25 protein-coding genes are annotated in these 26454 nt (G+C 70.2%); 12 read left to right on the forward strand and 13 right to left on the reverse strand.

The features are described 5' to 3' along the window. Positions 1 to 324: 324 nt before the first annotated feature. Together ACWEPL_RS24275 and ACWEPL_RS24280 are read left to right on the forward strand one after the other, a co-directional pair. A complete protein-coding gene (locus tag ACWEPL_RS24275; RefSeq protein ID WP_363976891.1) occupies positions 325 to 2640 on the forward strand; it encodes a sodium-translocating pyrophosphatase in 2316 nt (771 codons plus the stop codon). A 487-nt stretch (positions 2641 to 3127) separates the two neighbouring features. Then, positions 3128 to 3601 carry a SixA phosphatase family protein gene (locus tag ACWEPL_RS24280; RefSeq protein WP_452437520.1) on the forward strand — a complete coding sequence of 158 codons (474 nt, stop codon included), beginning with the start codon at positions 3128 to 3130 and terminating at the stop codon, positions 3599 to 3601. 140 nt (positions 3602 to 3741) lie between these two features. Here the strand turns inward: ACWEPL_RS24280 and serB are convergent, their stop codons facing one another. From serB to ACWEPL_RS24300, 4 genes are all read right to left on the reverse strand, one after another. Then, positions 3742 to 4965 carry a phosphoserine phosphatase SerB gene (gene serB, locus ACWEPL_RS24285; RefSeq protein WP_350739638.1) on the reverse strand — a complete coding sequence of 408 codons (1224 nt, stop codon included), beginning with the start codon at positions 4963 to 4965 and terminating at the stop codon, positions 3742 to 3744. Positions 4966 to 5102: 137 nt separating this feature from the next. After that, the gene (locus ACWEPL_RS24290) at positions 5103 to 5639 is read right to left on the reverse strand and encodes a hypothetical protein (protein ID WP_363976887.1); all 537 of its coding nucleotides are present in this window, start codon (positions 5637 to 5639) and stop codon (positions 5103 to 5105) included. A 101-nt stretch (positions 5640 to 5740) separates the two neighbouring features. Beyond that, positions 5741 to 6751, reverse strand: a complete 1011-nt coding sequence (locus ACWEPL_RS24295; RefSeq protein ID WP_452437521.1) for an S-adenosylmethionine:tRNA ribosyltransferase-isomerase — start codon at positions 6749 to 6751, stop codon at positions 5741 to 5743. After that, positions 6748 to 7404 (reverse strand): SDR family oxidoreductase, encoded by a 657-nt coding sequence (locus ACWEPL_RS24300; protein WP_355210142.1) that lies wholly within the window; start codon positions 7402 to 7404, stop codon positions 6748 to 6750. The genes ACWEPL_RS24295 and ACWEPL_RS24300 overlap by 4 nt, the downstream gene beginning before the upstream one ends. Positions 7405 to 7498: 94 nt before the next feature. On the opposite strand from ACWEPL_RS24300, the gene ACWEPL_RS24305 reads away from it, so the two are divergent. Both ACWEPL_RS24305 and ACWEPL_RS24310 read left to right on the forward strand, forming a co-directional pair. Continuing rightward, positions 7499 to 8614: a GAF domain-containing sensor histidine kinase gene (locus ACWEPL_RS24305; protein WP_363976878.1), complete on the forward strand. Its 1116-nt coding sequence runs from the start codon at positions 7499 to 7501 to the stop codon at positions 8612 to 8614. Next, a complete protein-coding gene (locus tag ACWEPL_RS24310; RefSeq protein WP_363976875.1) occupies positions 8611 to 9222 on the forward strand; it encodes a response regulator transcription factor in 612 nt (203 codons plus the stop codon). The genes ACWEPL_RS24305 and ACWEPL_RS24310 overlap by 4 nt, the downstream gene beginning before the upstream one ends. 42 nt (positions 9223 to 9264) lie before the next feature. Here the strand turns inward: ACWEPL_RS24310 and ACWEPL_RS24315 are convergent, their stop codons facing one another. After that, on the reverse strand, positions 9265 to 9915 hold the full coding sequence (locus ACWEPL_RS24315; protein WP_452437522.1) for a hypothetical protein: 651 nt from the start codon (positions 9913 to 9915) through the stop codon (positions 9265 to 9267). 170 nt (positions 9916 to 10085) lie between these two features. Between ACWEPL_RS24315 and ACWEPL_RS24320 the strand changes: the two genes are divergently transcribed. Further along, entirely contained in the window at positions 10086 to 12914 is a 2829-nt protein-coding gene (locus ACWEPL_RS24320) for a protein kinase domain-containing protein (protein WP_452437523.1), read from the forward strand. An 8-nt stretch (positions 12915 to 12922) separates the two neighbouring features. Here the strand turns inward: ACWEPL_RS24320 and ACWEPL_RS24325 are convergent, their stop codons facing one another. Beyond that, the gene (locus tag ACWEPL_RS24325) at positions 12923 to 13642 is read right to left on the reverse strand and encodes a hypothetical protein (RefSeq protein WP_363976865.1); all 720 of its coding nucleotides are present in this window, start codon (positions 13640 to 13642) and stop codon (positions 12923 to 12925) included. Between the two features lie 68 nt (positions 13643 to 13710). Between ACWEPL_RS24325 and ACWEPL_RS24330 the strand changes: the two genes are divergently transcribed. The 4 genes from ACWEPL_RS24330 to ACWEPL_RS24345 all read left to right on the forward strand — a co-directional run bounded on the left by ACWEPL_RS24330 (position 13711) and on the right by ACWEPL_RS24345 (position 16524). Next, complete coding sequence (locus tag ACWEPL_RS24330; protein ID WP_363976862.1) at positions 13711 to 14499, forward strand: ABC transporter ATP-binding protein; 789 nt, start codon at positions 13711 to 13713, stop codon at positions 14497 to 14499. Positions 14500 to 14586: 87 nt separating this feature from the next. Further along, entirely contained in the window at positions 14587 to 15507 is a 921-nt protein-coding gene (locus tag ACWEPL_RS24335; protein WP_363976859.1) for an SPFH domain-containing protein, read from the forward strand. A 9-nt stretch (positions 15508 to 15516) separates the two neighbouring features. Next, positions 15517 to 16272 carry a sulfite exporter TauE/SafE family protein gene (locus tag ACWEPL_RS24340; protein ID WP_350739670.1) on the forward strand — a complete coding sequence of 252 codons (756 nt, stop codon included), beginning with the start codon at positions 15517 to 15519 and terminating at the stop codon, positions 16270 to 16272. Between the two features lie 30 nt (positions 16273 to 16302). Next, positions 16303 to 16524, forward strand: a complete 222-nt coding sequence (locus ACWEPL_RS24345; RefSeq protein ID WP_350739673.1) for a hypothetical protein — start codon at positions 16303 to 16305, stop codon at positions 16522 to 16524. Here ACWEPL_RS24345 and ACWEPL_RS24350 read toward each other — a convergent pair. From ACWEPL_RS24350 to ACWEPL_RS24375, 6 genes are all read right to left on the reverse strand, one after another. Then, positions 16517 to 17341 carry an NAD(P)H-binding protein gene (locus ACWEPL_RS24350; RefSeq protein WP_452437524.1) on the reverse strand — a complete coding sequence of 275 codons (825 nt, stop codon included), beginning with the start codon at positions 17339 to 17341 and terminating at the stop codon, positions 16517 to 16519. The two genes, ACWEPL_RS24345 and ACWEPL_RS24350, sit on opposite strands and share 8 nt — an antisense overlap. A 29-nt stretch (positions 17342 to 17370) precedes the next feature. Then, positions 17371 to 18249: a Rieske 2Fe-2S domain-containing protein gene (locus ACWEPL_RS24355; protein ID WP_452437525.1), complete on the reverse strand. Its 879-nt coding sequence runs from the start codon at positions 18247 to 18249 to the stop codon at positions 17371 to 17373. A 63-nt stretch (positions 18250 to 18312) separates the two neighbouring features. Further along, positions 18313 to 18924: an HD domain-containing protein gene (locus ACWEPL_RS24360; protein ID WP_350739682.1), complete on the reverse strand. Its 612-nt coding sequence runs from the start codon at positions 18922 to 18924 to the stop codon at positions 18313 to 18315. 1 nt (position 18925) lies between these two features. Then, the gene (locus ACWEPL_RS24365) at positions 18926 to 21106 is read right to left on the reverse strand and encodes a molybdopterin-dependent oxidoreductase (protein WP_452437526.1); all 2181 of its coding nucleotides are present in this window, start codon (positions 21104 to 21106) and stop codon (positions 18926 to 18928) included. 124 nt (positions 21107 to 21230) lie between these two features. Further along, positions 21231 to 21887 (reverse strand): hypothetical protein, encoded by a 657-nt coding sequence (locus ACWEPL_RS24370; protein WP_449910664.1) that lies wholly within the window; start codon positions 21885 to 21887, stop codon positions 21231 to 21233. Between the two features lies 1 nt (position 21888). Then, a complete protein-coding gene (locus ACWEPL_RS24375; protein WP_350739691.1) occupies positions 21889 to 22047 on the reverse strand; it encodes a hypothetical protein in 159 nt (52 codons plus the stop codon). Positions 22048 to 22755: 708 nt separating this feature from the next. Here ACWEPL_RS24375 and ACWEPL_RS24380 point away from each other — a divergent pair. Further along, a complete protein-coding gene (locus ACWEPL_RS24380; protein ID WP_350739694.1) occupies positions 22756 to 23619 on the forward strand; it encodes a helix-turn-helix domain-containing protein in 864 nt (287 codons plus the stop codon). A 53-nt stretch (positions 23620 to 23672) separates the two neighbouring features. Continuing rightward, positions 23673 to 23897: a DUF397 domain-containing protein gene (locus tag ACWEPL_RS24385; protein ID WP_350739697.1), complete on the forward strand. Its 225-nt coding sequence runs from the start codon at positions 23673 to 23675 to the stop codon at positions 23895 to 23897. A gap of 174 nt (positions 23898 to 24071) precedes the next feature. Here ACWEPL_RS24385 and ACWEPL_RS24390 read toward each other — a convergent pair whose 3' ends face one another. Continuing rightward, positions 24072 to 25484 carry an MFS transporter gene (locus tag ACWEPL_RS24390; protein ID WP_397372697.1) on the reverse strand — a complete coding sequence of 471 codons (1413 nt, stop codon included), beginning with the start codon at positions 25482 to 25484 and terminating at the stop codon, positions 24072 to 24074. Between the two features lie 103 nt (positions 25485 to 25587). On the opposite strand from ACWEPL_RS24390, the gene ACWEPL_RS24395 reads away from it, so the two are divergent. Then, positions 25588 to 26424 (forward strand): helix-turn-helix transcriptional regulator, encoded by an 837-nt coding sequence (locus ACWEPL_RS24395; protein ID WP_363976836.1) that lies wholly within the window; start codon positions 25588 to 25590, stop codon positions 26422 to 26424. Positions 26425 to 26454: the final 30 nt, after the last annotated feature.

Raw genomic sequence — 26454 nt, forward strand, 5'->3', positions numbered from 1 at the left:
CCCTCCAGCATCGGTCCAGGCGGCCCGAGTTTCGGTCCGGCACTATCCGGAGGTTTTCATGACCTTAAACCCGGGGAAATTTCGCCTGTCAGGCCGCAAACCGGCCCGCTGTCAGGGGATTACTGGACGCGCGCACAAATAGCCACCTCGAGAGCCTTCATATCCGTTCAGTGCCTGCGTAGACTCCCGGCACCGGCCAAGGTGATCCGGCGGAACGCGGATTCAACCGGAAGCGGCACCCACAACCCGGATGGTGCCGCAACACCCGCCGAGGAAAACTGCAGCACCGCCCGGGCAGGACGACCGGTCTTGCCGAGGAGAACGATGAGCAGGCACATGCTGGCAGCGGAGCCAGCGTCCAATCTGGCCCTGAGTGGAAACAATCTCACCATCGTGATCGTGGTCGCCGCGGTCGCACTGATCGCACTAGCCGTCGCAGGCGGCCTGGTGCGCGAAGTGCTGTCCGCCGGCCAAGGCACGGAGCGCATGCAGAACATCGCGCGTGCCGTACAAGAAGGCGCCGCCGCCTATCTGGCGCGCCAGTTCCGCACATTGGCGATCTTCGTCGTCGCAATACCTATCCTGTTGCTCCTGCTACCGGGGGAAACGGACGTAGTCGTCGGACGTTCGATCTTCTTCGTGGTTGGTGCGGTTTTCTCCGCACTGACCGGCTTCATGGGCATGTGGCTGGCCGTGCGCGGAAATGTCCGTGTCGCCGCCGCGGCCAACGATTCGGGCGAGAAGCGCGCCATGCGCATCGCGTTCCGCACCGGCGGCGTGGCCGGGATGTTCACCGTGGGCCTCGGCCTGTTCGGCGCGGCCGTGGTCGTGTTCATCTACCAGGGCAACGCCCCTGGCGTGCTCGAGGGATTCGGGTTCGGGGCGGCGCTGCTCGCGATGTTCATGCGAGTCGGCGGCGGCATCTTCACCAAGGCCGCCGACGTCGGTGCCGACCTGGTCGGCAAGGTCGAGCAGGGCATCCCGGAGGACGACCCGCGCAACGCCGCGACCATCGCCGACAACGTGGGCGACAACGTCGGTGACTGCGCGGGCATGGCGGCCGACCTGTTCGAGTCGTACGCGGTCATGCTGGTCGCCAGCCTCATCCTGGGCAAGGTGGCCTTCGGCGAGCAGGGGCTGGTCTTCCCCCTGATCGTCCCCATGGTCGGCGTGATCACGGCGATCATCGGCATCTTCGTCACCGGAATGCGCGACCGCGACCGCAACGGCATGTCGGCGATCAACCGCAGCTTCTTCATCTCGGCCGCGATCTCCGCGGTGCTCGTCACCGTGGCCGCGTTCCTGTATCTGCCCGACAGCTTCAGCGGCCTGACCGGCGCCACCGAGCAGTCCGACGCCAACCCGCGGCTCATCGCCATCGGCGCGGTGCTCATCGGCCTGGTGCTGGCCAGCGCCATCCAGCTGCTGACCGGCTACTTCACCGAGACCAACCGCCGTCCCGTACGCGAGATCGGCGAGAGCTCGGCCACCGGTCCGGCCACCGTCATCCTGGCCGGCATCAGCGTCGGCCTGGAGTCGGCCGTCTACTCCGCCCTGGTCATCGGCGGCGCGGTCTACGGCGCGTTCCTGCTCGGGTTCGGGAACGTGACGATCGCGCTGTTCGCGGTGGCACTGGCGGGCACCGGTCTGCTGACCACGGTCGGCGTCATCGTCTCCATGGACACGTTCGGGCCGGTCTCCGACAACGCCCAGGGCATCGCCGAGATGTCGGGCGATGTCGAGGGCGAGGGCGCCCGCGTGCTCACCAGCCTGGACGCGGTCGGAAACACCACCAAGGCCATCACCAAGGGCATCGCGATCGCCACGGCCGTGCTGGCGGCGACCGCGCTGTTCGGCGCCTTCCGCACCGCGGTGGAGGGCGAGCTGGCCAAGGCGAGCGGGGCGGTCAAGTCCGCGCTCGGCGAGTTCGCCACCTTCAGCCTCAGCATCGACCAGCCGAACGTCCTGGTCGGCCTGATCATCGGGGCCGCGGTCGTGTTCCTCTTCTCGGGGCTCGCGATCATGGCGGTCGGACGGGCCGCGATGCGCGTGGTCTTCGAGGTACGCGACCAGTTCCGCAACAAGCCGGGCATCATGGACGGCTCGGAGACGCCGGAGTACGGCCGGGTCGTGGACATCTGCACCCGTGACTCGCTCCGCGAGCTGGCCACGCCCGGTCTGCTGGCGGTCATGACGCCGATCGCGGTCGGGTTCGCCCTCGGGTACGCGTCGCTGGGCGCCTTCCTCGCGGGGGCCATCGCGTGCGGCACGCTGATGGCCGTCTTCCTGTCGAACTCCGGTGGCGCGTGGGACAACGCCAAGAAGCTGGTGGAGGACGGTCACCACGGTGGCAAGGGCTCGGAGGCGCACGCCGCCACCGTCATCGGCGACACGGTCGGCGACCCGTTCAAGGACACGGCCGGGCCTGCCATCAACCCGCTGATCAAGGTGATGAACCTGGTGGCGCTGCTGGTCGCGCCCGCGGTGGTGCTGTATGCGGGCAACCCGGCCCTGCGGATCGGTGTCACGGTGGTGGCGGTGGCCGTGGTGGTCGGGGCCATCGTGGTGTCCAAGCGGCGCTCCGTGAGCACCGAACCGGCCAACAACGACAACCGCGAGCACCAGCCGGTGGCCTCGTAACACGCCGCAATACCCTGGAGAGACGCCCGCCCTACTGCGTAGGGGCGGGCGTCTCGTCTTTCCGTCGGACGTCCGGGGCCGCTAATCGTCGGCTCCTGCGGCGGGCGACGCGATCGAGGGTGTCTCGTCAGGTGGGATGAGGTGCGGCGTGCCGGGGGCTGCGGGGTGCCGGCGTGCGGGAGGTGCGGGCTCGGCGGTGGTGAGGGTGTGCGCGGCGCCTTGGACGTGGTGGCGATATGCGGGGTACGTGCTGCGCGGCGGGTGCGGGTGCATGGGCCTGCGGGTTGCGGACCCGGCGGCAGGGCGTGGGGTGGTGGGGGTGAAGGCGGGCGTGGGGGCGGGGTGGCTCGGTGGGAAACTGGGCGCGTGAAAGGTGACAAGCAGCCCAGCGGTGGGAAGACCCTGGGCCTCATTCTGCTGGGGATGCTCGTCATCCTGGCCGTGATCGTCGGGCTGGCCGTCTGGGCTTCGAGGACGGGGTGATCTGGTGCGAACCTTGATTGTGCTGCGGCATGCGAAGGCCGCCCACGTTCCCGGGCTGGCAGATCGGGAGCGGCCGCTGACCGGGCGGGGCGAGCGGGACGCCACGCGGGCGGGCGACGAGATACGGGCGGCCGGGCTCAACCCGGACGTCGTGCTGTGCTCGCCGGCGCTCAGGACCAAGCGCACCGCCGAGATCGCCTTTCCCGAGGTGGAGATCAGCTACGAGCGGGACATCTACGAGGCGTATCCCGATGAGCTGCTGGAGCTGGTCCGCCGGGTCGATCCCGAGGCGAGCACCGTGGTGCTGTGCGGGCACAACCCCGGCGTGCACGAGCTGGCGGTGGGGCTGGCCGGAGGAGAGTACGTGTTCCGGCCGGGCGCGTTCGCGGTGATCGAGGTGGAGCCCGACTGGGATGAGCTCTGGATGGGTGAGGGGCGCCTGGTGACGCTCTGGGACCCTAAGGAGCAGGAGGGCTGAAGGACCCCAAGGAGCACGGAGGGCCCGCAGGAGCGCCGAGGGCCCGCAGGAGCGCCGAGGGTCCACCAGGGGGCGCTGGAGCCGGCTGGAGGGCTGGAGGCCCATCCTGGGGCCCCAGGATGGGCATTGTCGGGTGAGGGTCAGCCTGCGGTGAGGGTGGCGCCGTCCTCTGCGTCCGCCGCCTCCACCTCGTCCCTGGAGATCCCCAGCAGGTAAAGGATCGAGTCGAGGTAGGGAGTGTTGACCGCCGTGTCGGCCGCCTGCCGCACCACCGGCTTGGCGTTGAACGCCACCCCCAGCCCGGCCACGGCGATCATGTCGAGGTCGTTGGCCCCGTCCCCGATGGCCACCGTCTGAGAGATCGGCAGGCCGGCCTCCTTCGCGAACCGCTCCAGCGCCCGCGCCTTACCCGGCCGGTCCACGATCTCGCCCACGACGCGACCGGTCAGCCGGCCGTCGATGACCTCGAGGACGTTCGCCGCCGAGTAGTCGATCCCGAGCTCCTCCACGAGCCCGTCGGTGATCTGCGTGAATCCGCCGCTGACGATGGCGAAGCGGTAGTCGAGCCGCTTGAGCGTGCGAACCAGGGTGCGGGCGCCGGGCGTGAGCACGACCTCCTTGCGCACCTCCTCGAACACCTCGGCCGGCAGCCCCTCCAGCAGCGCCACCCGGCGCCGCAGCGACTCGGCGAAGTCGAGCTCGCCGCGCATGGCCTGCTCGGTGACCTTGGCGACCTCGTCCAGGCATCCGGCGTGGGCCGCGAGCAGCTCGATGACCTCGCCCTGGATGAGGGTCGAGTCGACGTCCATGACGATCAGCCGCTTGGCGCGCCGCGACAGGCCGGTGCGCTGCACGGCCACGTCCACCGCCAGGACGGCAGCCTCGGCCGCCAGCTCGACCCGCAACGAGCTGGGGTCCGCGCCGGAGACGGACAGTTCGATGCAGGTGACGGGCCATTGGGCGAGGCGTTCGATGCGGTCGATGTTCGCGCCGGCGGCGGCGATGCGCCCGGCGATGCCCGCGATGGCGGCGGGCTGGAGCGTGGCGCCCAGCACGCTGACCGACAGGCGGCCGCGGCGGCGCTGCTCCTTGGTCTGGGAGCCGGTGGAGAGCTCCACCTCCATGCCAAGGTCCTCGGCCACCTGCTCGACCGCGGTCCACATGGCGCCGAGGGTCGTGCCGGTGCCTGTCGGGGGGCCGCCGGCGTACGTGACGAGCACGCCGAGCGTGAGCCGGCCGCGAATGACGACCTGTTCGATGTCCGCCACAGTCACTGGAAAGGCAGACAGAACGGAGAAAAGCCGCGAGGTGACGCCGGGCCGGTCGGGGCCGGTCAGGGTGATCAGGAGGCTGCGCTGGTCCACATCCAGCCACGGTACTGCGCCCGGCCCGATGCTCGCGAAGCAGGGCGGGCATTCGGGCGCGGGCGCAGCGGTGAACGTCACGGAGGACGCGGTTCGAAACGTTCCAGTGGCTCGAAACGTTCCAGGGGAACGGCGTACTAGCGGACGATCTTGGTCTTGACCGTCTTCACGTAGCCGTGCTCGGGGATGCCGAGCCGGTCGAGCTCTTCCTTGCTCATGTTCTCCATGCCCGTCTGGACGTCGTAGGAGATCACGCCGAGCTTGGCGGTCTGCGTGCCGGTCGCCGTCTTCTTGAGCTTGGTCTCGAAGATCAGGGAGATGGAGTCACCCTTCTCCAGGATCTCGGGCAGGAAGCAGAAGAACGCGCGGCCCTCGAGCCCGCACTCGGTGCCCTTGACGCTCGTGCGGTACATGATCCGCCTGAGGTCGACCCCCTTGGGGAACTCGCCGCCGACAAAGTAGGCGTCGGCCTGGTAGGGCCCCTTGTTGGTGGCGACGATGCTGAAGTTGAGCTTGCCGCCGGCCTTGGCCGTCTTGGCAGCCTTCACTTTGACGTCGAAGACCGAGAACGGCTCGTCGGCGGCCGTCGTGGTGGAAGCGGAAGCCGGAACAGCCGGGACAAGCAGGGCAGCCGCCAGCAATGCCAGCGACGCGGCCTTGGTCAGGTTACGCATTAAACGTCTCCGGTGAGGAAGTGGTCACGGGGAGGCGCACACACTTGAAGCCCCCGTAAATGCCCGCTGTTCCTATCATGTTGGCAAAATCTATGTAAAGACTATTTCTTCAGAATCAAGTGCGTGTCACCGAACTCGTGCCACAGATATGCGTTCTGTAGCGCCTCCCCGTAGGCCCGCGCGAGCGCCGTCTCGCCCGCGATCGCGGTCAACATCAGCAGGTGGCTGGAGCGCGGCTCGTGCAGCCCGGTGATCAACCCCGTGACGGCCCGTACGCCGCTCTGGGGCGTGACGATGCGCCTGGTCCACCCGGCGGCCGCGCTGACCAGCCCGTCCGCCCCCACGGCCGTCTCCAGCGCCCGTACGACGGTGGTGCCCGCGGCCACCACCCGGCTGCCGCTCTGGCGCGCCAGGTTGACCAGCCGCGCCGTGGCCTCCGGCACCTCGTACCGCTCGGCGTAGGGCGGTTCGTCCTTCTCCGGCGAGGCCACCCCCGTGTGCAGGGTGATCGGCGCGATCCCGATCCCGCGCGCCACGAGCGCCGTCACCAGCTCCGCGGTGAACGGTCGCGCCGCGCTCGGCATCTCCGCGCTCCCCGGCACGGTCGCGAACACGGTCTGGTACGCCTCGATCGGCCAGTCCCCGCTCACGTACGAGTAGCGGATCGGCGCCCCGTGCGCCCGCAGGTACGGCTCCACCTCCTGGTCCAGCGACGCCCGCCACAGCCGCGGCGTCTCGCGTTCGATCAGCCGCAGCGTGGCCCGCCCCGGCAGCGGCAGCCACTCGCCGGGCTCACCACCGCCGTAGGGCTCGGAGGCGGTGGCGGTACGGCGGCGCAGCTCGACCAGCCAGGTGCCGTCCTCCCTGGCGGTGGAGAAGTGCACGGCCAGGCGGTCGAGCCGGACGGCCGCGGGGAGGGTCGCCGAGTTGTTCACGACGATCAGGTCACCGGGGTCGAGCAGTCCCGGCAGGTCGACGAAGTGGTGGTGCGAGGGGGCGAGGTCGCCGCGCGAGACCATCAGGCGTACCGCGTCCCTGGACATCCCCCGCGCCTCGGGCGGCTCGCTCGCCGACAGGCCCGGCGGCAGCGCGAATTCGAGCGCGACGGTCATTGCAGGCTCACTTTGCCGCTGGCCGGACGGGACCGCACCAGGTCGTGCAGCGCCGCGGCCACCTTGGCGGGGTCGGTGGCACCCGCGGCCTCGTCGGCGCCCACGGCGTCGGCGAGCATGCGGGTGTTCATCTCGCCGGGGTCGGCCCACCAGACCCGGACCGCGGGCTCCTCGGCCGACAGCACGTTGGAGAGCTGCTCCAGGGCCGCCTTGGTGGCGCCGTAGCCGCCCCAGCCCTCGTACGCGCCCGTGGCGGCGTCCGAGGTGATGTTCACGACGGCCCCGCCCGCCGCGCGCAGGGCGGGCAGCGTGGCCTGGATCAGCGCCAGCGGGGCGGTGACGTTGGTCTCCAGCAGCACCCTGAACGCCTCCAGGGGGTAGCCCGCCAGCGGCGGCAGCGGCGTCACGCCGAGGTCGCTGGCGTTGTTGACCAGCAGGTCCAGCTCGGGCGCCGCCCGGGCCAGCCGCTCGACGTGCGCGGGCTCCGTCACGTCGCCGGGGATCGCGACGGCGCCCAGTTCGGCCGCGGCCCGCTCCAGGTCGTCCGCGCCGCGGGCGGTGAGCACGAGGTTCCAGCCGGCGCCCGCCAGAGACCTCGCCAGGGCGAGTCCGAGACCGCGGGAAGCGCCGGTGATGAGTGCGGTGTTCGTCATGGTGCCGACGTTAGGAACGCCGCGGGCTGCGCACATCGGGCCGAAGTCCCGCCGCCGCCTGGGCACATCGTCCTAGGACCATAAGCTGGGTCCCGTGACCTCCGACCGAGACGAGATCCTGCAGGCGGTGAGCTCCGCGGTGCTCGCGGTCACCCGCCATCTGTCGGTCCGCGAGGTGCTGCAGGTCATCGTACGCTCGGCGCAACGGCTGCTCGACGCCCGCTACGCCGCGCTCGGCGTGCCCGACGACGAGGGGTCGTTCGGCGAGTTCGTCGCCGAGGGCATCACCGACAAGCAGTGGGACGCGATCGGGCCGCTGCCCAGACAGCATGGCATGCTCGGCGCGATGCTCCGCGAGGGGAGCCCCGTCAGGCTGCCCGACCTGCGCAAGGACCCGAGGTTCGAGTGGTGGCCGAAGGCCCACCCGGTGATGAAGGACTTCCTCGGCGTCCCGATCCGCGACGGCGACCAGGTGCTCGGCATCATCTTCCTGGCCAACAAGCGCACGCCGGGCGGCTTCACGCAGGCCGACCAGGAGCTGCTGACGCTGTTCGCCGCGCACGCGGCCATCGCGCTGACCAACGCCAGGCTCTACGAGCGAGGCCGCGAGCTGGCCATGCTGGAGGAGCGCAACCGGGTGGCCCGCGAGCTGCACGACGCCGTGACGCAGAAGCTGTTCTCGCTCAGGCTCACCGCGCAGGCCGCCTCCGCCATGCTCGACCGGGCGCCCGAGCAGGCCGCCGCCGAGCTCGAACGCGTCCAGCGCCTGGCCGGGGAGGCCCTGTCCGAGCTGCGGGCGGTGATCGTCGAGCTGCGGCCTGCCGAGCTCGACCGGCACGGCCTGGCCGAGACGCTGCGCAAGCACGTGCGCCTGCTGGACCGGCTCCACCCGTCCCTGGTCACGTTCGAGTGCGTGGAGCTGCCGCCGGTCGACCCGGCGGTCGAGGTGGCGGTGCTCAGAGTGGCCCAGGAGGCGCTGCACAACGCGCTCAGGCACGCGGAGGCCGCGAGCGTCTCCGTGCGCCTGGCGTACGCGGACGGCAGGCTGGTGTTGATCGTGCGCGACGACGGCAACGGTTTCGAACAGGCGGAGTCGCGCGGCCTGGGCCTGGTGTCGATGCGCGACAGGGCGGAGTCCGTGGGCGGGGCCATGACCGTCGAGTCGGCCCACGGCAGGGGGACCACGGTACGTGTGGAGGTGGGCGTTTGATCCGGGTGCTGATCGCCGACGATCATCCGGTGGTGCGGCAGGGGCTGCGTACGTTCCTCGACCTGCAGGACGACATCACGGTCGTCGGTGAGGCGGGCGACGGGGCCCAGGCCGTCGAGCTGGTCGGGGAGCTGTCGCCCGACGTGCTGCTGCTGGACCTGAAGATGCCGGTGCTCGACGGGCTCGGCACGCTCGAACGGCTGGCCGGGTCGGCGACCAGGGTGGTCGTGCTGACGTCGGTGAGCGACCGGTCCGACGTCGGCCCGGCCATGCGGGCGGGCGCGTCGGGGTTCCTCTACAAGGACGTCGATCCGACCGCGCTGGTGCAGGCCGTGCGGTCCGTGCACGGAGGGCAGGTGTTACTGGCGCCCGAGGCCGCCGAGGCGATGCTGTCGTCGCCGGACGGCCCGCCACCGGTGCCGCTGACCGACCGCGAACGCGAGGTGCTCGCGCTCATCGCGGCTGGCCGGTCCAACCGGGAGATCGCCAGGAGCCTGGCCGTCGCGGAGAAGACGGTCAAGACCCACGTCTCCAACGTGCTGATGAAGCTGGGGGTCCAGGACCGCACCCAGGCCGCGCTGTACGCCGTACGGCACGGCCTGGGGTAGTGCTCATGGCCTCCGCTCCGCGGAGGCGGCCTGGGGTGAAGGTCAGGTGTCCTTCTTCTTGTTGCTCTCTTCGTGGCTGGCGGGCGGGTTGTACGTCTTGACCGGTGGGGGCGGCGACCAGCTACGGCCCGGCCGGCGCGGCGGGGAGACGATCTTGGTGTTGACCTTCTTGAGCCAGTAGTAGCCCTTGATGCCGAGGCGCTTGAGCTCTTCCTCGTCGATGTTCTCCATGCCCTGGTCGACGTCGAACGACATCACGCCGAGCCGCGCCGTGGCCGTGCCCTTGGTGCCCTTCTTCAGCGTCACCTGGAAGTTGAGCCAGTCGGTCTTGCCCTTCTCGAGCCGCAGCGGGCCCCAGCACCAGAACCAGCGGCCTTCCCAGGTGCACTTGGTGCCCTTGGCGGCGCCCCAGCGCAGGGTGGGCACGACGCCCTTGGGCACCTGGCCGCCGATCCAGTAGTAGTCGGCGTAGTAGGGGCCCAGGTTCTTGGCGCGGACGTAATATGTGATCTTGCCGCCGCGCTTGGTGCGGCCGCTGGACTTGACGGAGATCTTGAAGCTGGAGTACGGCTTCACCCGGGCGACCGCCGCGGTGGTGGGGGCGGCAGCGGCGGCGGCACTCGCCGGGGCGGGTACGGCCAGCGGCGCGGCGGCCAGACCGCCGGCTAAGAACAGGCTGAAGCTTCTGCGCATATGACGGCTCCCCGTACGGTGCTGGAAATCCCCGATCATCTCCACGATTATTGCGTAGGGCAAATTTTTCGCAAAGAGCGATGATCTTTCGTGACCTGGGGTGGTTTGTGGGTTTTTGCCCGCGCCTATCCCACTTGTGAACGGGGGTCTAGCACAACGGGGAGGGCCAGGTGCCGGAAACGCACCCCTTACAGCCGACCGATCCGCGAACACTGGGCGAATACCGGCTGCTCGGCCGCCTGGGCAAGGGGGCGCAGGGGATCGTTTTCGAGGGTGAGTCGCCCGACGGGCGGCGCGTGGCGATCAAGCTGTTGAACACCCGGCTGGACAAGCCCGGACTGGACTCCGAACGCTTTCTGCGCGAGGTGGCGGCCGCGCGGCGGGTGGCCCAGTTCTGCACCGCGCAGGTGCTGGGGGCCCACATGGACGGCGAGCACCCGTACATCGTCAGCGAGCTGGTGGACGGGGTCTCCCTGCAGACGGTGGTGCAGCGGGACGGGCCTCGTACGGGCGGCGCGCTCTACCGCCTGGCCGTCGGAACGGTCACCGCGCTGGCCGCCATCCACCGCGCCGGGATCGTGCACCGCGACTTCAAGCCCAGCAACGTGCTGCTCGGCCACGACGGGCCGCGGGTGATCGACTTCGGCATCGCGCGGGCGCTGGACTCGGCCATGACGATCAGCAGCGGGGTCGTGGGGACGCCCGCGTACATGTCGCCCGAGCAGATCTCGGCCGAGCGGGTGGGGCCGGCCAGCGACATGTTCAGCTGGGCCCTGACCATGGTGTTCGCGGCCACGGGACGGCCCGCGTTCGGCCAGGACAGCCTGCCCGCGGTCGTCTACCGGGTGATGCACGAGGAGCCCGACCTCTCGGCGCTGCCCGAGACCCTGCGGCCGGTCGTGCGGTCGTGCCTGCGCAAGCGGGCCGACGAGCGGCCCGTGGCGGCCGACGTGCTGTTCGCGCTGTTGGCGAATGAGGGTGAGTCGCCGCGGCCCGAGGACGCGCTCAACACGGGCTCGCAACTCGCGGCCGAGCAGACTCCGCCGGATCCGCCCTCGCCCGCCGCCGGCTGGGCAAGCCCCCACGGGCCCGCGCCCGAGGCTCCGCCGGGTGGCAGCGGGTGGGCGAATCCCGGTGGCCCTCCGTCGTCCGCCCCTTCTGGCGGGTACGGGTGGGCGAACCCGTCGGGGGAGGCATATCCGCCGTCCCAGGGCCCAGCGGCCGGGCCACCTGCGGCGCCGTACGTGCCGCCGCAACAGGGCGGCGGGCCGAGACAGGGTGGCGCGTGGGGGCAGGGTGGCGCGCCTGGGCAAGGTGGCGTACCCGGGCAGGGTGGCGTGCCGGGGCAGGGTGGCGTGCCGGGGCAGGGTGCGACGCCCGGCTACGGAGGTGGGCCGCAGCCTGGAGGCGGGCCACAGCGCGGTGGCGCAGTGCAGCACGGTGGCGGGCCGCATGGTGTGCCTTATGTGCCTCGGCAGCAGCCTCCGTCGGGTCCGTCACAGGTGCCGCCGCCCTATCCGATGAGCCCCACGCCCCACCCGGCCGCGCCCCGTCCACCGGCGCCCGGCCCGGTGGCGCCTGGTCCGATGGCGCCGGGGTCGGAGGCGGTTGCGGGTGGTGAGGGGCCGCCCGGGCGTGCGCCGACGGTGCCGGGCCAGGGCCAAGGGAGCCAGGGGCAAGGGCCGGGGCAGGCGTCCCCGTCCCGGAAGGCGTTGGCGCGGGAGGGCGGCGGGCGGGGGGACAATGACGCGTTCTTCAAGCATGCGCCGGCAGAGGAACGGCCCGACGAGACCAACGCCAGGCGCAGGCGGGCCGCCATGGTCTCCGGCGCGCTCGTCGTGGCGCTGGCCCTGGCCGGGAGCGTGCTGTACTTCGGGCCGAAGATGTTCGGCACCGGCGCGCCGACCGGCGGGAACGCGGCCCAGGCGACCACCTCCGTGAGCGCGGGCCCGGCTCGGACGCAGGCCCAGCAGCAGACCGAGACCCCGACGCCGACACCGACCCAGGTCACCCCGACCCCGACGGTCACCCCCACGCAGAAGGTCGTCCCCGTTCTCGGCAAGCAGGACGGGAAGTCGTTCAAGGGCCACACCAAGGGCGTCCAGACGATCTCCGCGATCTCCGCGGGCGGCAAGGCGTGGCTGGTCACCGGCGGGCAGGACGGCCGGGTGCGGCTGTGGGACCTGGCCGGGCACAAGTCGCTGGCCACGATGAAGGGCCACAGCGAGGAGGTGTACGCCGTAGCCTGCGTGATGGTCGGCAAGACCCCCATGGCCGTCTCCGGCGGGTACGACGGCAGCGTGCGCCTGTGGAACCTCAAGACCCACAAGGGCAAGGTGCTCGGCTGGCACGGCGACGCCGTCTACGCGGTCGCCGTCACCAAGGTGAAGGGCAAGTACGTCGCGGTCACCGGCGACGCCGACGGCTATCTGAGGTTCTGGGACCTGAAGAAGCGCAAGTCCACCGGCAAGATCATCAGAGCCCACCGCAAGCCGGTCAACTGGCTCAGTGCCACCCACATAGGCGACCGGGCCGTCGCCATCTCGGCCAGCGAGGACGAGACGGTGCGCATGTGGGACATGGCCCGGCGCAAGGCGTACGGGAAGGCGTACAAGGGCCATTCCAGGGGCGTGTACTCGGTCGCGGTCGGCAAGGTGAGCGGGAAGACGGTCGTGGCATCTGGCGGTAAAGACGGAAAAATCAGGCTCTGGGATGCGAAGAGCCGCAAGACCGTCGCCACCCTCTCCGGCCACAAGAAGATCGTTTACTCGCTCTCCTTCGGCACCCTCGACGGCCGCACGGTGCTGCTGTCCGGCGGCACCGACGGCACGATCAGGCTCTGGGACCCCGAGACCCGCAAGACGCTCGGCAAACCGGTCAAGGCCCACAAGAAGGGCGTGTACGCCGTGGGCATCGTCCCACTCGACGGGGACGCGGTCATCATGTCCGCGGGCAAGGACAAGGTGGTCAGGCTGTGGAAGATCGCGAGCGGCTCTTAGCGGGCCGGCTACGTGCTCCTGATCGGTTCGAAGATCGCGTGATGGGCGGCCACGAGCGCACGGCGTACCGCCCGGTCCAGGTCGCGCAGGGCAGTGGCGCGGGCGGCGACCTGCCCCGACGTGAGCCCGCGCTCGTCGGCCAGCCGCACCACGGCGGCCAGCCGCGTGGCGAGGGTGGAGACGCGGTGGGCCCGCGCGGGGTAGCCGGGCGCCAGCTCGCCGCCCCGGTGCCCGACGGACGAGGGGCGGGACTGCAGGGGGCCTTCGACGGCGGACAGGGTGTCGGTGGCCGAGCGCATGGCCTCCGACAGCTCGCGTTCGGCCTCCGACAGCGACGGCAGATCGTGGCGTACGGGCCCGGAGTCGTGGATCTCCAGGCGTACCCCGACATACGACGACCCGCGCAGGTCGGGTACCGGTACGAGGCCGAGGTTGCGGCCGTCGAGCACCGCGATGGCGGCCTCGCCGGCGTCCACCGCGGCCGAGTTGAACGGCGCGGGTCCCGACAGCCCCAGCGGATCGCCGGGCGCGGGCAGCGCGAGGCGGAACTCGCGCAGGCCGTCGGAGCGCAGGTTTGCGAGGTATTTACGCAACGGGACGTCGTCGGCCACGGTGGGACCGCCGGCGGCTTCCACGTGGTCAGCCGCCTCGTCGAGACCGACGTGACCGGCGAGCCACGCGTTGCCCCAGGCGACCAGGGAGGGACAGACAGGCGATTCAGGGCGCACCGATCCACGATATGCGCTCGCCCTGCAATAGGTTTGTCCCGAGCGTGACTCCTAAGGAGGTATCGGGGATGGGTGGTCAGGTGCTGCGGCTCCAGGACGTCGCCGTCAGGCGGGACGGAGCGGCCCTGCTGCGCGGCATCGACTGGACGGTCAACGCCGACGAGCGTTGGGTCGTCGTCGGCCCCAACGGCGCGGGCAAGACCACGTTGCTGCAGGTCGCGGCCACGTTGCTCTACCCGAGCGAGGGCCTGGTCGAGGTGCTCGGGGAGCGGCTGGGACAGGCGGACGTCTTCGATCTGCGCCCGCGGATCGGGCTGGCGAGCTCCGCGCTGGCCGAGCGCATCCCGCCGGAGGAGAAGGTCATCGACCTCGTGCTGACCGCCTCGTACGGGATCATGGGCCGCTGGACGGAGGAGTACGACTCCAACGACGTGACCAGGGCGGTCGAGCTGATCGACATGATGGGCGCGGCCCATCTGATCAGGCGGCGGTTCGGCACGCTGTCGGAGGGGGAGCGCAAGCGGGTGCAGATCGCGCGCGCCCTCATGCCCGACCCCGAGATGCTGCTGCTCGACGAGCCCGCGGCCGGGCTCGACCTGGGCGGGCGCGAGGACCTGGTGCGCCGGCTGTCGGTGCTGGCGGGCGACTACCGTGCGCCGACGCTCATGCTGGTGACGCACCACGTGGAAGAGGTGCCGATCGGGTTCACGCACGGGCTGCTGCTGAGGCACGGCTCGGTGGTGGCGCAGGGGCCGCTGGAGCACGTGATGACGCCCGAAAACCTGTCGCAGACGTTCGGGGTGCCGCTCTCGCTGGAGCGCAGCGCCGAGGGCCGCTGGTACGCGCGCGCCCACTAATCCCCCTATTTATCCACATAAAAGCCGCCGAAAGCTAAAAGGAAATAGGATCAACGGAGTCGGTCCCCTCGACTTCGGAGCGTCGCCATGTCCGTCGAGCAGCTCATCGTCGCCCTTGTCGTGGTCGCGGCGGTGGGTTTCGGGGTGGCCCGAACGGTCCGCATCATCCCCCAGGCCACGGCCGCCATCATCGAACGCCTCGGGCGCTACCACCGGACGCTGACCCCGGGGCTCAACCTCGTGGTGCCGTTCATCGACCGCATCAAGGACATGATCGACCTGCGGGAGCAGGTGGTCTCCTTCCCGCCGCAGCCGGTGATCACCTCCGACAACCTGGTCGTGTCCATCGACACCGTCATCTACTTCCAGGTCACCAATCCGAAGGCGGCCACGTACGAGATCGCGAACTTCCTGATCGGCGTCGAGCAGCTCACGGTCACGACGCTGCGCAACGTGGTCGGCGGCATGGACCTGGAACGCACGCTGACCTCGCGCGAGGACATCAACACCGCGCTGCGCGGCGTGCTCGACGAGGCGACGGGCAAGTGGGGCATCCGGGTCAACAGGGTCGAACTCAAGGCCATCGACCCGCCCTCCTCCATCCAGGACTCGATGGAGAAGCAGATGCGCGCCGACCGCGACAAGCGCGCCGCCGTGCTGACCGCCGAGGGCCAGCGCCAGGCGGCGATCCTCCAGGCGGAGGGCGAGAAGCAGGCGGCCGTGCTGCGGGCGCGCGGCGAGGCGGAGGCGGCCGTGCTGCGCGCGCAGGCGGAGGCCGAGGCCCAGGCCATGCGGGCCAAGGGCCAGGCGGACGCGATCGGCATGGTGTTCAAGGCCATCCACGAGGGGCAGCCCGACCAGCACCTGCTCGCCTACCAGTACCTGCAGACCCTGCCTGAGATCGCCAAGGGCGACGCCAATAAGATCTGGATCGTCCCATCAGAAATGGGCAAAGTTCTGGAGAATCTGGGCGGCCTCTTCACACCCCCTAAGAGCCCGGACGCGTAAGGAGGGCTTGTGACGGGGTGGGAACTGGCCGCGGTCTGCGTGGCCGGGATGGTGGCCGGTGCGATCAACGCGGTCGTCGGGTCCGGCTCCCTGATCACGTTCCCCACTCTGCTGGCGATCGGCGTCGATCCCGTCACCGCCAACGTCTCCAACACCATCGGGCTCGTGCCGGGCTCGTTCACGGCCGCGTACGGCTACCGCCCCGAGCTCCGGGGCCAGCGCGAACGCCTCCTGCGCCTGGGCCTGGCCTCGGCCCTCGGAGCGCTGGCCGGCGGGATCCTGCTGCTGTTCCTGGATCCGTCGGTGTTCCAGGTTGTCGTCATCGCGCTGATCGCGCTGGCCTGCGTGCTGGTCCTGGTGCAGCCCAGGCTCAACCGGTGGCTGGCCGACCGGCGCCGGCACGCGCACCCGCACGGAGGGCTGGAGCTGTGGTTCGGCGTGCTGGCCGCCGGGATCTACGGCGGGTACTTCGGCGCCGCCCAGGGTGTGCTGCTGATCGGGCTGCTCGGCAGCTTCCTCGACGACGACCTCCAGCGGGTGAACGCGGCCAAGAACGTCCTCGCGCTGATCGTCAACGCCGTGGCCGCCGCGCTGTTCATCGTGGTCGCGCACGTGAACTGGCTCGCCGTGGCGGGGGTGGCCATGGGCGCGGTGGCGGGCGGCTTCCTGGGCGCCAGGGTGGGGCGGCGCATCCCGGCGCCCGTGCTCCGGGGGATCATCGTCTGTGTCGGCATTGCGGCGATTTTCGTACTGGTGTACGGATAGAGTGCCGCGTTTGCGGGTATGAATCCGTACATGAAGGGCGACTGGGTAGAGATCGTCATCGATGCCGGAGGCACACCGCGTACGTACGAGATCAGGGCCACTCGCGCCGGGCGGCGGGTCGACGTGACCACGAGGCGGGGCCTCGTCGAGGTGAGCGAGGTCACCCGCACCGGCACGCCGGTGCGCACGGCCAGGTTCATGTCCAGCCGCATCCTGGCCCTCGTGGAGCACCCCGTGGACGAGGTCAGCTGAAGTCCGCCACGTGGTCCTCCGCCCACTGACCGAACGTCAGAGCGGGCCTCCCGAGCAGCCGCTCCACGGTGTCGGTGGCCTGCTCGGGAGCCGTCACGAAGCTGCCCCACGCCTTCAGCGCGCTCTCGACGAAGGCCGCGTTCCCCCAGGCGGCCAAGAGCTGCTCGCGGGCCTCCTCCGGCGGCTGCTCCTCCCAGCGCACCTCGCGCCCGGTCGCCGCGCCGATCACGCGCACCTGCTCGGCCTGGGTGAGCCGCTCGGGGCCGGTCAGCACGTACGTGGCGCCGTTGTGGCCCGCCGAGGTGAGCACGTGCGTGGCCACGGCCGCGATGTCCCGCTCGTGGATCAGGGGCCTCGAAGCCTGCCCGTACGGCCAGCGCACCACACCCTGCCTGATCTGCCCCGCCCAGCCCAGCGTGTTGGCCGCGAAGCCGCCGGGCCGCAGGAACGTCCACCCGAGCCCCGAGTGCCGGATCAGCCGCTCGATCTCGTGGTAGTGCGTCACCGGCTCGTCCGCCACGTTGGCCGACAGGTAGACCACGCGCCGCGCCTGCTCGGCGATGGCCGTGACCACCTCGGCGGCGCCGTCCGCGGTGAAATGGGGCCACAGCAGGAACACGCTCTCCACGCCTTTCAGCGCGGGCTCCAGCGTCCCGGGCGCGGACAGGTCGCCGCGCACCACCTCCACGTGTTCGGGCAGCCTCGCCCGCGCGGGGTCCCTGACGAGGGCCCGCACCTCCAGCCCCGCTCCCGCGAGCTGGGACACCACATGCCTGCCGACATTGCCGGTCGCGCCGGTCACCAGAATCGTGCTCATGGGGCCGACGGTAAAACCTCAAGCGAACTTCAGGTCAACCCCGGCCGCACCTGGAGCGTGCCGTCACGCCGGATCCGCGTCTCGAACATGGGCGCGGGGGCGGTCGCCGGACCGTGCCGCACCGAGCCGTCGGCCAGCCTGAACGTGCTGCCGTGCCACGGGCAGACCACGCACGCCTCCCCGTTCTCCATGACCAGCCTGCCCTGGTGCAGCGGGCCGGCCAGGTGCGGGCAGCGGTCGGCGAGCACGGTGACGGCCTCGCCCTGGCGCAGCACGAAGAGCTGGATGTAGCCGAGCCGCCGCGCGACGGGCCGGCCCTCCGGCAGGTCCTTGAGCAGGCACAGGTCGTGCCAGCCCAGCGGCACCAGGTGGGAGACCTGCGGGGCGTGGTTGGCCCCGGCCGCCTGCCGGTAGGCCATGTGGCCGCCGAGATAGCCGCCGAGCCCGGCCAGGCCGAGCCCGGCCAGGGTCAGGGTGCGGCCCATCTGCTCGCGCCCGCGTACCCGGGCCAGCAGGGAGCCGGAGAACAGGCCCAGCGCGGCCACGTTCGACAGCATGTGGACGAAGCCCACGCGCTGCTGCTCGCGGTGGAGAGAGGACCAGTCGGTCAGCCCGGCCGCCGCCGTGGGCAGCGCGTTGGCGATGCCCACGGCCAGCAGCACGCGCGAGGCCCGCGGATCGCCGTCGGTCAGGTCCAGCACCGCCGCGGACAGCCAGCAGCCCAGGCTGACCGTGGCCAGCGGCGGGTGCAGCGGTTTGCCCGTGGGGACGCCGTGCAGCAGGTCACGTAGCCGGCCGGGACGGATGCGCTGGCGTACGGTCTTGGCCAGCACTCTGATCGGCGTGTCAAGGGTCTTGGACTTCTCCAGCCGGTCGGCGAGAGCAACCGGCCCGGCCAAACCCCGCAACGGCCGACGTTTCGCTCGCACTTCCTCTTTCACGACAAGTCCCCTACCCCGCCCATGTGGGGATCACTCGGACAGGTGTCCCCTGGCCACGGAGAGTTCGACCAGCTCCAGCGCGTACGCGCCGAGGGACGGCGAACCTTCCTCGATGATCCGTACCTTCTCCCTGACCTGCGCGGCCTTGACCTTGAACAACGGCCACGTGCCGCCCTCGGTGAGGTGGTTGGCCAGGATCGGGGAGAAACGGTCGAGCGCCTTGGCGAACCTGGCCTCCGGCGTCTTCCTGGCCTCGAACTCGTCCCACAGCTCCCGCATCCACTGCCCCTGGTCGGCGGGCAGCAGTCCGAAGATGCGGTCGGCGGCGGCGCGCTCGGCGCCGGCCTGCGCGGCCACCTCCACGGGGTCATAGATGAACGTGTCGCCGGCGTCGATCTCAACCAGGTCGTGTACGAGCAACATGGCCACCACCCGTTGGAGGTCGGTCCCGGGTGGGGCATGCTCGCCGAGGATCATCGCCAACGTGCCCACGTACCAGGAGTGCTCGGCGGTGTTCTCCCGCCGCGAGCCGTCCATCAAATGGTTGCGGCGGATGATCCGCTTCAACTTGTCGATCTCGATGGCGAAGGCGATCTGGGCGTTCAGGCGGTCCTCTTCTGGCGCGATAGTCACGCGCGACACCCTATTGTGCGATGATCACCCCGGTTGGTGAAATCGTGACCGGAACTCCGTTGAACACTGCGTTACCACTCAGTACATCGACGGTGGACTCGTCGGTGAGCGTGTTGACGCTGACCCCCGCGTGCTCGGCCGCCACGCTCTGTGAGCTGCCCGCGTGGCCCCAGCCGTGCGGCAGGCTGACCACCCCCGGCATGATCGTGTCGGTGGGTTCGAGCGGCACCGTGAGCTGCCCCTTCGCGGAGCGGACCACCGCCTCGCCGTCGAGCCCGAGCCTGGTCACGTCGGCCGGGTTGATCTGCAGCGTGCAGGTGTTGCTGCCGCCGACCAGCGGGCCCACGTTGTGCAGCCAGCTGTTGTTGGAGCGCAGGTGGCGCCGCCCGATCAGGACGATTTCCGGCGGGTCCTCGTCCAGCTTGCCGCGCAGCCGTTCCACGTCCTCGACGATCTGCGGCGGCGCCAGCTCGATCAGGCCCGAGGCGGTCTTCAGCACCTCGTCGAGCCGGGGCTCCAGCGGGCCGAGGTCCAGGCCGTGCGGGTTGTCGAGCAGCTTGCGCAGCGACAGGTCGCCCTTGCCGGCCCACTCGCCGTAGGGGCCGAGCTTGAGCATGAGGTCCAGCCGGCGCTCGCCGCCCGTCTCGCCCTCCAGCTCGGCGCGCAGCCCGGCCACGTCCCGTCCCTCGACCCCGGAGCCGGGCGTCTCGGTGGCCTTGCGCAGCGTCTCGCCGATCACGAACTCGTCCAGGTCCCCCTCCAGGCCCGAGGCGATCATGGCCAGCCTGGCCAGGATCTGGGCCTCGGAGGGCTGCCCGTCCAGCGGCAGCAGCGGCGGCGAGTAGCGGGCGTAGTTGCGGACCGCGAACCCGAGCAGCGCGAAGTCGTAGTGGCCCGACTGCAGCATCCGCGGTGGCGGGAGGATGACGTTCGCGTGCCTGGTGGTCTCGTTGAGGTAGGGGTCCACGCTCACCATGAAGTCGAGCCGCCCGAAGGCCGCGTCGAGCCTGGCCCCGTGGGGCGCCGACAGCACGGGGTTGCCCGCCACCGTGATCAGGAACGTGACCTGCCCCTCGCCGGGTGTCTCGATCTCGTCGGCGAGCGTGGCCACCGGCAGCTCGCCGTTGCTCTCCGGCAACCCCCTGACGCGGCTCTTCCACCGGCCCACCGTGTACGGCCTGCGTCGCGCGCCGAACTCGGTCGCGGGCTTGGGGAACATGGCGCCGCCCGGCCGGTCGAGGTTGCCGGTGAGCACGTTGAGCACGTCCACGAGCCACTGGGCCAGCGTGCCGAACTCGGCCGTGCAGGTGCCGATCCTGGCGTAGACGGCGGCCGTACGGGCTCCCGCCAGCTCCCTGGCCAGCCGCACGATCACCTCGGCGGGCACCCCGGTGCGCCCGGAGGCCGCCTCCGGCGGGAAGTGCTTGGCCGCCTCGCGCACCTCGGCCAACCCGTTCACCTGGTGTGACAGCTTGACGAGGTCCTCGGCGAACAGCGTGTGGACGATGCCGAACAGCAGGTAGGCGTCCGTCCCGGGGCGGACGAAGACGTGCTCGTCGGCCAGCGCGGCGGTGCGCGTACGGCGCGGGTCGACCACGACGAGCCGGCCGCCGCGGCCGCGCAGGGCCTTCAGCCGCCCGGGGAAGTCGGGCGCGGTGCACAGCGAGCCGTTGGACTCCAGCGGGTTGGCCCCCAGCATCAGCAGGTAGTCGGTCCTGTCCAGGTCGGGGACCGGGATGGCCAGCGGGTGCCCGAACATGAGCCCGCTCGCGACGTGCTTGGGCATCTGGTCGGCGGTGCTGGCGGAGTAGACGTTGCGGGTGCCGAGCGCCTTGATCAGGGGCGCGCCGTACAGGGCGCCCGCCATGCTGTGGGCGTTCGGGTTGCCGAGGTAGATCGCGGCGGACCGGCGGTCGGCGACCCGGTCGAGGCCCGCCTTGACGGCGGCGAACGCCTCCTCCCAGCCGACCTCGCGCCACAGGTCGCCCTCCCTGATCAGCGGCTTGCTCAGCCGGTCGGGGTCCTCGTCGAGCCGGCCGAGGCTGGCCCCCTTCGGGCAGATGAACCCCTTGCTGAACGGATCGTCCTTGTCACCGCGGACGCTGGTCACGTGCCCGCCCTCGTCGAGGGTGAGCGTCAGGCCGCAGACGGCCTCGCAGAGGGGACAGGTCCGGTGGACGGTCGACGTCATCACGACTCCTGAGTTCGCCAGCTGAACTCATCTTGGCCCGTACCGCGCACATGGGGAAGCCCCGGAGCCCCCGCGGTCTCCGGGGCTTCCCACCCGGGGAAATGTCCCGGATTCCCCCAGGTCCTCAGCCCGCCTTGGCCAGCGCGGCCGGTGCGGCCGGTGCGCGCAGATCAGGCGGCTCCTCGAGGTCGGGTCTCAGCGAGATCCAGGCCCGTCTGCCGTACAGCCGGTCGAGCCCGGGAGAGGTCGCTCCCGGGACCTCGTCGCGCCTGACGATCTCCACGATCACGAACTGCGCCCGGCGCCGGTGCCGGTAGACGTTCGCGCTCCTGGCCCAGCAGGCGGCCGCGATCTCCTCGCTGTACGCCTCGAACTCCTCGGCGGAGATGCCGGCCCTGGTCATGATCAGGGCCTTCTCGCCCGTGGTCGTCGGCGTGATCCAGAGCACCAGCGGGATCCGCCCGGCCCTGGTGTGCATCGTGGTCTCCAGGCAGACCCGGTGCAGGCGGTGCCTGGAGACCACGCACCAGAAGTGCGCGCTCACCCAGTTGCGCCCGCTCCTGGTGGCGGCCGGCACCGAGACGGCGCTCGTCAGCAGGACGAACGGCCACCACCGGCCCTCCTGGGTGGCCCCCAGCAGGGTGAGCGTCAGCAGCGCCAGCGCGGCGAGCAGCATCAGCTCGGTACGGACCCGCCACAGCCTGACCAGCGGCCCGCCGCGCCCGGCGGCGGGAAGGTCCTCGTTGGCGGGGTAGATCTGGTTGCGCGGGTTCCTCGGCACGTCAGGACACCTCCTCCGTCACGCGCTGTGGCACGCTGAGCTGGTCGAACCGTGGGTCGCGGTAGCGACGGGAGCCGAACCCGGTCCTGCTCACGGTCCATCCGACGTGGTAGGCGAACTCGTCGGGCTCCATGCAGATCTCGCGATCGGCCCAAGCCATAAGCTCTCGGATCCGGCACTTGATTCGGGCGAGTCCCTTGGTACCTTGTGAGTACATGAGAAGACCCCTTTCGCGGCATTTTCAGAGGTGGCTTCTTCGCCGGACCGACGGCTGATGACCGGTCTCGCCGCAGGGTGGCAGCCCGAATGCGGCGCGCTGGTGGTCAGCCTCGGCCCGGTTTTTTCCAGGCTCGAATGAGCGGACTCTCGCTGAGTTCTTCAGGCGATTCCGAAGTCCTTCCGGCAAGCGGCCTCCCTGGGGCGGAGTTTCGTATCCGGGGCGGCGACGTTGCCGGCGAGGCGGCCCGGGCGGGGCCGCGCGATCGAAGTCGGAGAGCCCGATGTGTACGGCCGTGTCGTCATACCCGGCCTCCTCACCACTCGAGAACCCTCCTGGAACCGATCGTCCCCCGAGGTGAGCGATGCTGCAATACTTTAAGCAAGGGAAGATTTACATTTCTTCACCTCTTGCCGTGCAACTTGCACCAGAAGTGTCACGCACGGCGTGCAACGGGAGATGTTCCACCCCAGGCCCACCCCTGGCCGTAGTTCGTCTTGCCCCTACGCTCTCCCCATGAAAGCCTTCCGACAAGGACGAGCGGCACTCCACGTGCAACTTGCAGTGTAAGATTGGGCGAACGGCCCCAAAAGCCGGGTCCCAAACGATCCCCACCGGCTACACCTTCATTCCCGAACAAGGAGAGTGGCGGTGCCATCGCAGCAGGGCAGTCCGACTGTACGCAGGCTCCGGCTCGGTCAGGAGCTGCGCCTCCTCCGGGAGCGGAAGAAGCTCACCGGGGCCAGGGCGGCCAGCGAGCTCGGCTGGTCCGCGAGCAAGGTCAGCCGCATCGAGGCCGCCAAGACCATGCCCAGCGCCGACGACATCAAGGTCATGGCGCAGCTTTACCGCGTGGACGAGGAGAAACTTGACGAGCTCTTCGGCCTGTTGCGGGATGCGGAGCAGCGCGGCTGGTGGGAAGATTACGAGGACGCTCTACCCGAGGAGTACACAAGATTCCTCGGGTTAGAGGCTGAGGCGAAATTCCAGCGCAACTGGGAACCCCAGATCGTGCCTGGCACCTTGCAGACCGAGGACTATGCCAGGGAGGTCATCCTGGCGACCCGTGGCATCGCGCGCATCACGCACAGCGGTGTCAGGAGCCGGGTCGAAGCCCGCCTCGACAGGCAGCAGCGGGTGTTGCACCGGGCGGATCCCTGCGAGCTGACGGTGGTTCTCGACGAGTCGGCGCTGACGCGTCGCTTCGGCGAGCCCTCGGTCATGCGCGAGCAGATGGAGCATCTCCTGGAGGTCTCCCTGCTGCCGCACGTCAGCATTCACGTCCTGACCCTGGACTCACTTCATCCGGTTAACACCGGTGCGTTTATTCATCTTAAGTTTGCGGCATTTGATGATGTTGTGTACCTAGAGCAGCTGTATACTGCTCACTTCGTCGATGATCTCGAACGGGTGGCCGGGTACGAAGCGGCTTTCGACCATATTAAGTCGGAGGCCCTGGATGAGGACGAATCACGCGTTCTTATCCAGCGGAAGGCCATGCTGTGGAGACGTTAACGGCGAGACCTCAGGAAGGGGCAACGGAGCCCCTTTACGCATTTGGGGAGAGAATGTACATCCACACTACGGCGGCCGCCTGGCGGAAGAGCAGATTCTGCAACGGCGCATCGGCCTGCGTCGAGGTCGCCCCCCTGGCTGACGGCAACGTTGCGCTCAGGGACAGCAAGGAGCAGGACGGGCCCGTTCTCGTCTTCACTCCTGAGGAGTGGGCCGCCTTCACCGCGGGAGTGCGTGAGGGCGAGTTCGACTTGGCCACGCTCGTACCAGGTGCCTGAAAAACCGTAACCGCCGCAGCATTTTCTTCTCGCGCGGCAGGACGGCTCAGGGATATTTCGCAGATTGAGGTTTCTTTCCGGGAAGTCTTTTCCCGGAGTGCATAAGACGGCCCGCGCCCCCGGTAAAGGGGGGCGCGGGCCGTCTTGCTTGTGGGGGAAATTCCCGGGCCCGGATTATGCGGCCGGTACGCGGCGCCGTACGAGGAAGAGCGAGCTCAGCCCCGCGACCACCGCGAGGCCCGCCATGGCGATGGAGGAGACCAGCGAGGCGGACACCGTGCCGTGGCCCTGGCTCAGCGTGATGAACAGCGTCCCGACCGTGGAGACGCCGATGACCTGCCCGAGCTGCATCACGGTGAGCAGCGCGCCGCTCGCGTCCGCCGCGTAGGCGTCGTCCACCTGCTCGGTCGCCATGTTCGTCACCGCGACCTGCACGCCGAGCCCGGCGCCGACGAGGGCGCTCATGAGCGCGTACGGGAGGCCGCCGCCGGCGGCGAGTCCCAGCCCGAGGTAGGCGGGGGCGGCCACCACGTAGCCGAAGGGCACCAGCGGGCGCTGCAGGCGGAGCGGCAGGCGCGGCCAGAGGAGCCCGACGAGGCCGAAGGCCAGCGCGCACGGCACCAGCATCATGCCGGAGGACAGCGGCGTCAGGTGCAGCTCGCCCTGCAGGTGCAGGGCCGAGGTGAACAGGAACGCGCCCCAGGTCGCCGGGCCGAACAGCAGGATCGCCAGCCCCGGCCGCATGCCGGGCGCGCGCAGCACCCGCGCGTCCACCAGGGGACGCCCGCCGCGGGCCGTCACCCAGCGCTCGATGCGGACGAACGCGAAGAACGTCACCACGCTCAGCGCCATCGAGATCCAGCCCCACGCCGGCCACCCGAGCTCGCGGCCGAGGACCAGCGGCACGACGAGCAGGAGCACGGCCGCGGACAGGGACACCAGGCCCCACGGGTCGAGGCCCGTCCGGCCTCCGCCCTCGTCGGCGGGCAGCACCTTCATCCCGGCCACCATCAGCAGCGCGCCGATCGGCACCAGCACCAGGAACACCACTCGCCAGCCCGCGCCCAGGCCCAGCAGGATCCCGCCGAAAGCCTGGCCGATCACGATGCCACCGCTGATCACCAGCGACCACAGGCCCATCGCCCGGCCTCTGGCCGCGCCGTGGTAGTTGCGCTGGATCAACGTCAGGACCTGCGGCATCATCATCGCCGCCCCGGCGCCCTGCAGCAGGCGGGCGGCCACGAGCCAGCCCGTCGAGGGCGCCAGGCCCGCGCCGAGCGTGGTCACCGTGAACAGCGCCAGCCCGCCCAGGAATGCGTTGCGGTAGCCGAACAGGTCGCCGACCCTGGCTCCGGTGATCAACAGGACGGCATAGACAATGGTGTATCCGGCGACGATCATCTGCAGCCCGGCGCCTGAGGAGTGCAGGTCGGACTCGATGGTCGGGGTGGCCACGTTGACGATGTTGACGTTCAGGATGGCCAGGAACTGCCCCACGAGGATGATCGCAAGGAGCAGGCCGCTGGCCCGGTTCCCTTCCTGCGGTTTGGTGTCCACAGAGGGGGAAATAGCGGCAGTTTGCGTCATGTGTAGCAGTCTGCCGGGGATCCAGTACCAGTAACGAGAGCCCACTTATACTGGTACTGGCGGTAACTGGATAGGATTTGGTGGTTCGCCCCATAGTGGAGACATGAGCGTGGCAGAGGCAAAGCGCATCGACCTGTCGGCGTTCCTGCGTACGCGTCGCGAGCGGATCACCCCCGAGATGGTCGACCTCGCGCCGGGACCGCGCAGGCGGACGCCCGGCCTGCGGCGCGAGGAGGTCGCCCAGCTCGCGGGCGTCGGCGTGACCTGGTACACGTGGCTGGAGCAGGGCCGCCCGATCAACGCCAGCGCCCAGGTGCTGGACGCGATCGCCCGTACGCTCAGGCTCGACGCCGCCGAGCGCCAGCACCTCTACCGGCTGGCGGGCCAGGCGCTGAGCCCGGCCGACACCGACTCGGGCCAGGTGACGCCCGAGATGCGGCAGATCCTCGACCGGCTCGGCGACATGCCCGCCGCCGTGACCAACAGCCGGTGCGACGCCCTGGCCTGGAACGCCGCCTACGCCGCCGTGTTCCCCGAGCTGGTCAGCGCGCCGGAGGGCGAGCGGAACTCGCTCTGGTACACCTGCCTCACCCCCGCCCCCACGACCCTGCTGCTCAACCGCGACCAGGAGCTCGCGCGGGCCGTGGCGGTGTTCAGGGGCGCCTACAGCCGCCACGTGGACGACCCGTGCTGGCAGGACTTCATCCGCCGGCTCAGCTCGGAGAGCGCCGAGTTCGCCCGGTTGTGGGCCAGGCAGGACGTGGCCGAGCCGGGGCCGAGGGTGAAGCGGTTCAAGCACGTGGAGCTGGGGGAGCTGCGCTTCAGCACGACCAGCCTCACGGCCGTGGCCGAGATCCGGCTGGTCGTGTACACGCCGATGGACGACGCGACCCGGGAGGCGATGCGCAGGTTGCTGGAGAAGGGGGAGCCTGCGCGGTAATCCGCCCTGCATGGCATGCTCAATCCCTAA

Source organism: Nonomuraea sp. NPDC004186, from assembly GCF_053603495.1.

What these genes read in the sequence shown, in the direction of transcription:
- ACWEPL_RS24330 (WP_363976862.1), top strand. Translation starts at nt 13,711, where the DNA reads ATGGGTGGTCAGGTGCTGCGGCTCCAGGACGTCGCCGTCAGGCGGGAC.
- ACWEPL_RS24300 (WP_355210142.1), bottom strand. Translation starts at nt 7,404, where the DNA reads ATGACGAACACCGCACTCATCACCGGCGCTTCCCGCGGTCTCGGACTC.
- ACWEPL_RS24350 (WP_452437524.1), bottom strand. Translation starts at nt 17,341, where the DNA reads ATGAGCACGATTCTGGTGACCGGCGCGACCGGCAATGTCGGCAGGCAT.
- ACWEPL_RS24375 (WP_350739691.1), bottom strand. Translation starts at nt 22,047, where the DNA reads ATGGCTTGGGCCGATCGCGAGATCTGCATGGAGCCCGACGAGTTCGCC.
- ACWEPL_RS24290 (WP_363976887.1), bottom strand. Translation starts at nt 5,639, where the DNA reads ATGCGTAACCTGACCAAGGCCGCGTCGCTGGCATTGCTGGCGGCTGCC.
- ACWEPL_RS24335 (WP_363976859.1), top strand. Translation starts at nt 14,587, where the DNA reads ATGTCCGTCGAGCAGCTCATCGTCGCCCTTGTCGTGGTCGCGGCGGTG.
- ACWEPL_RS24395 (WP_363976836.1), top strand. Translation starts at nt 25,588, where the DNA reads ATGAGCGTGGCAGAGGCAAAGCGCATCGACCTGTCGGCGTTCCTGCGT.
- ACWEPL_RS24275 (WP_363976891.1), top strand. Translation starts at nt 325, where the DNA reads ATGAGCAGGCACATGCTGGCAGCGGAGCCAGCGTCCAATCTGGCCCTG.
- ACWEPL_RS24345 (WP_350739673.1), top strand. Translation starts at nt 16,303, where the DNA reads ATGAAGGGCGACTGGGTAGAGATCGTCATCGATGCCGGAGGCACACCG.
- ACWEPL_RS24295 (WP_452437521.1), bottom strand. Translation starts at nt 6,751, where the DNA reads ATGACCGTCGCGCTCGAATTCGCGCTGCCGCCGGGCCTGTCGGCGAGC.
- ACWEPL_RS24365 (WP_452437526.1), bottom strand. Translation starts at nt 21,106, where the DNA reads ATGACGTCGACCGTCCACCGGACCTGTCCCCTCTGCGAGGCCGTCTGC.
- ACWEPL_RS24390 (WP_397372697.1), bottom strand. Translation starts at nt 25,484, where the DNA reads ATGACGCAAACTGCCGCTATTTCCCCCTCTGTGGACACCAAACCGCAG.
- ACWEPL_RS24315 (WP_452437522.1), bottom strand. Translation starts at nt 9,915, where the DNA reads ATGCGCAGAAGCTTCAGCCTGTTCTTAGCCGGCGGTCTGGCCGCCGCG.
- ACWEPL_RS24385 (WP_350739697.1), top strand. Translation starts at nt 23,673, where the DNA reads ATGTACATCCACACTACGGCGGCCGCCTGGCGGAAGAGCAGATTCTGC.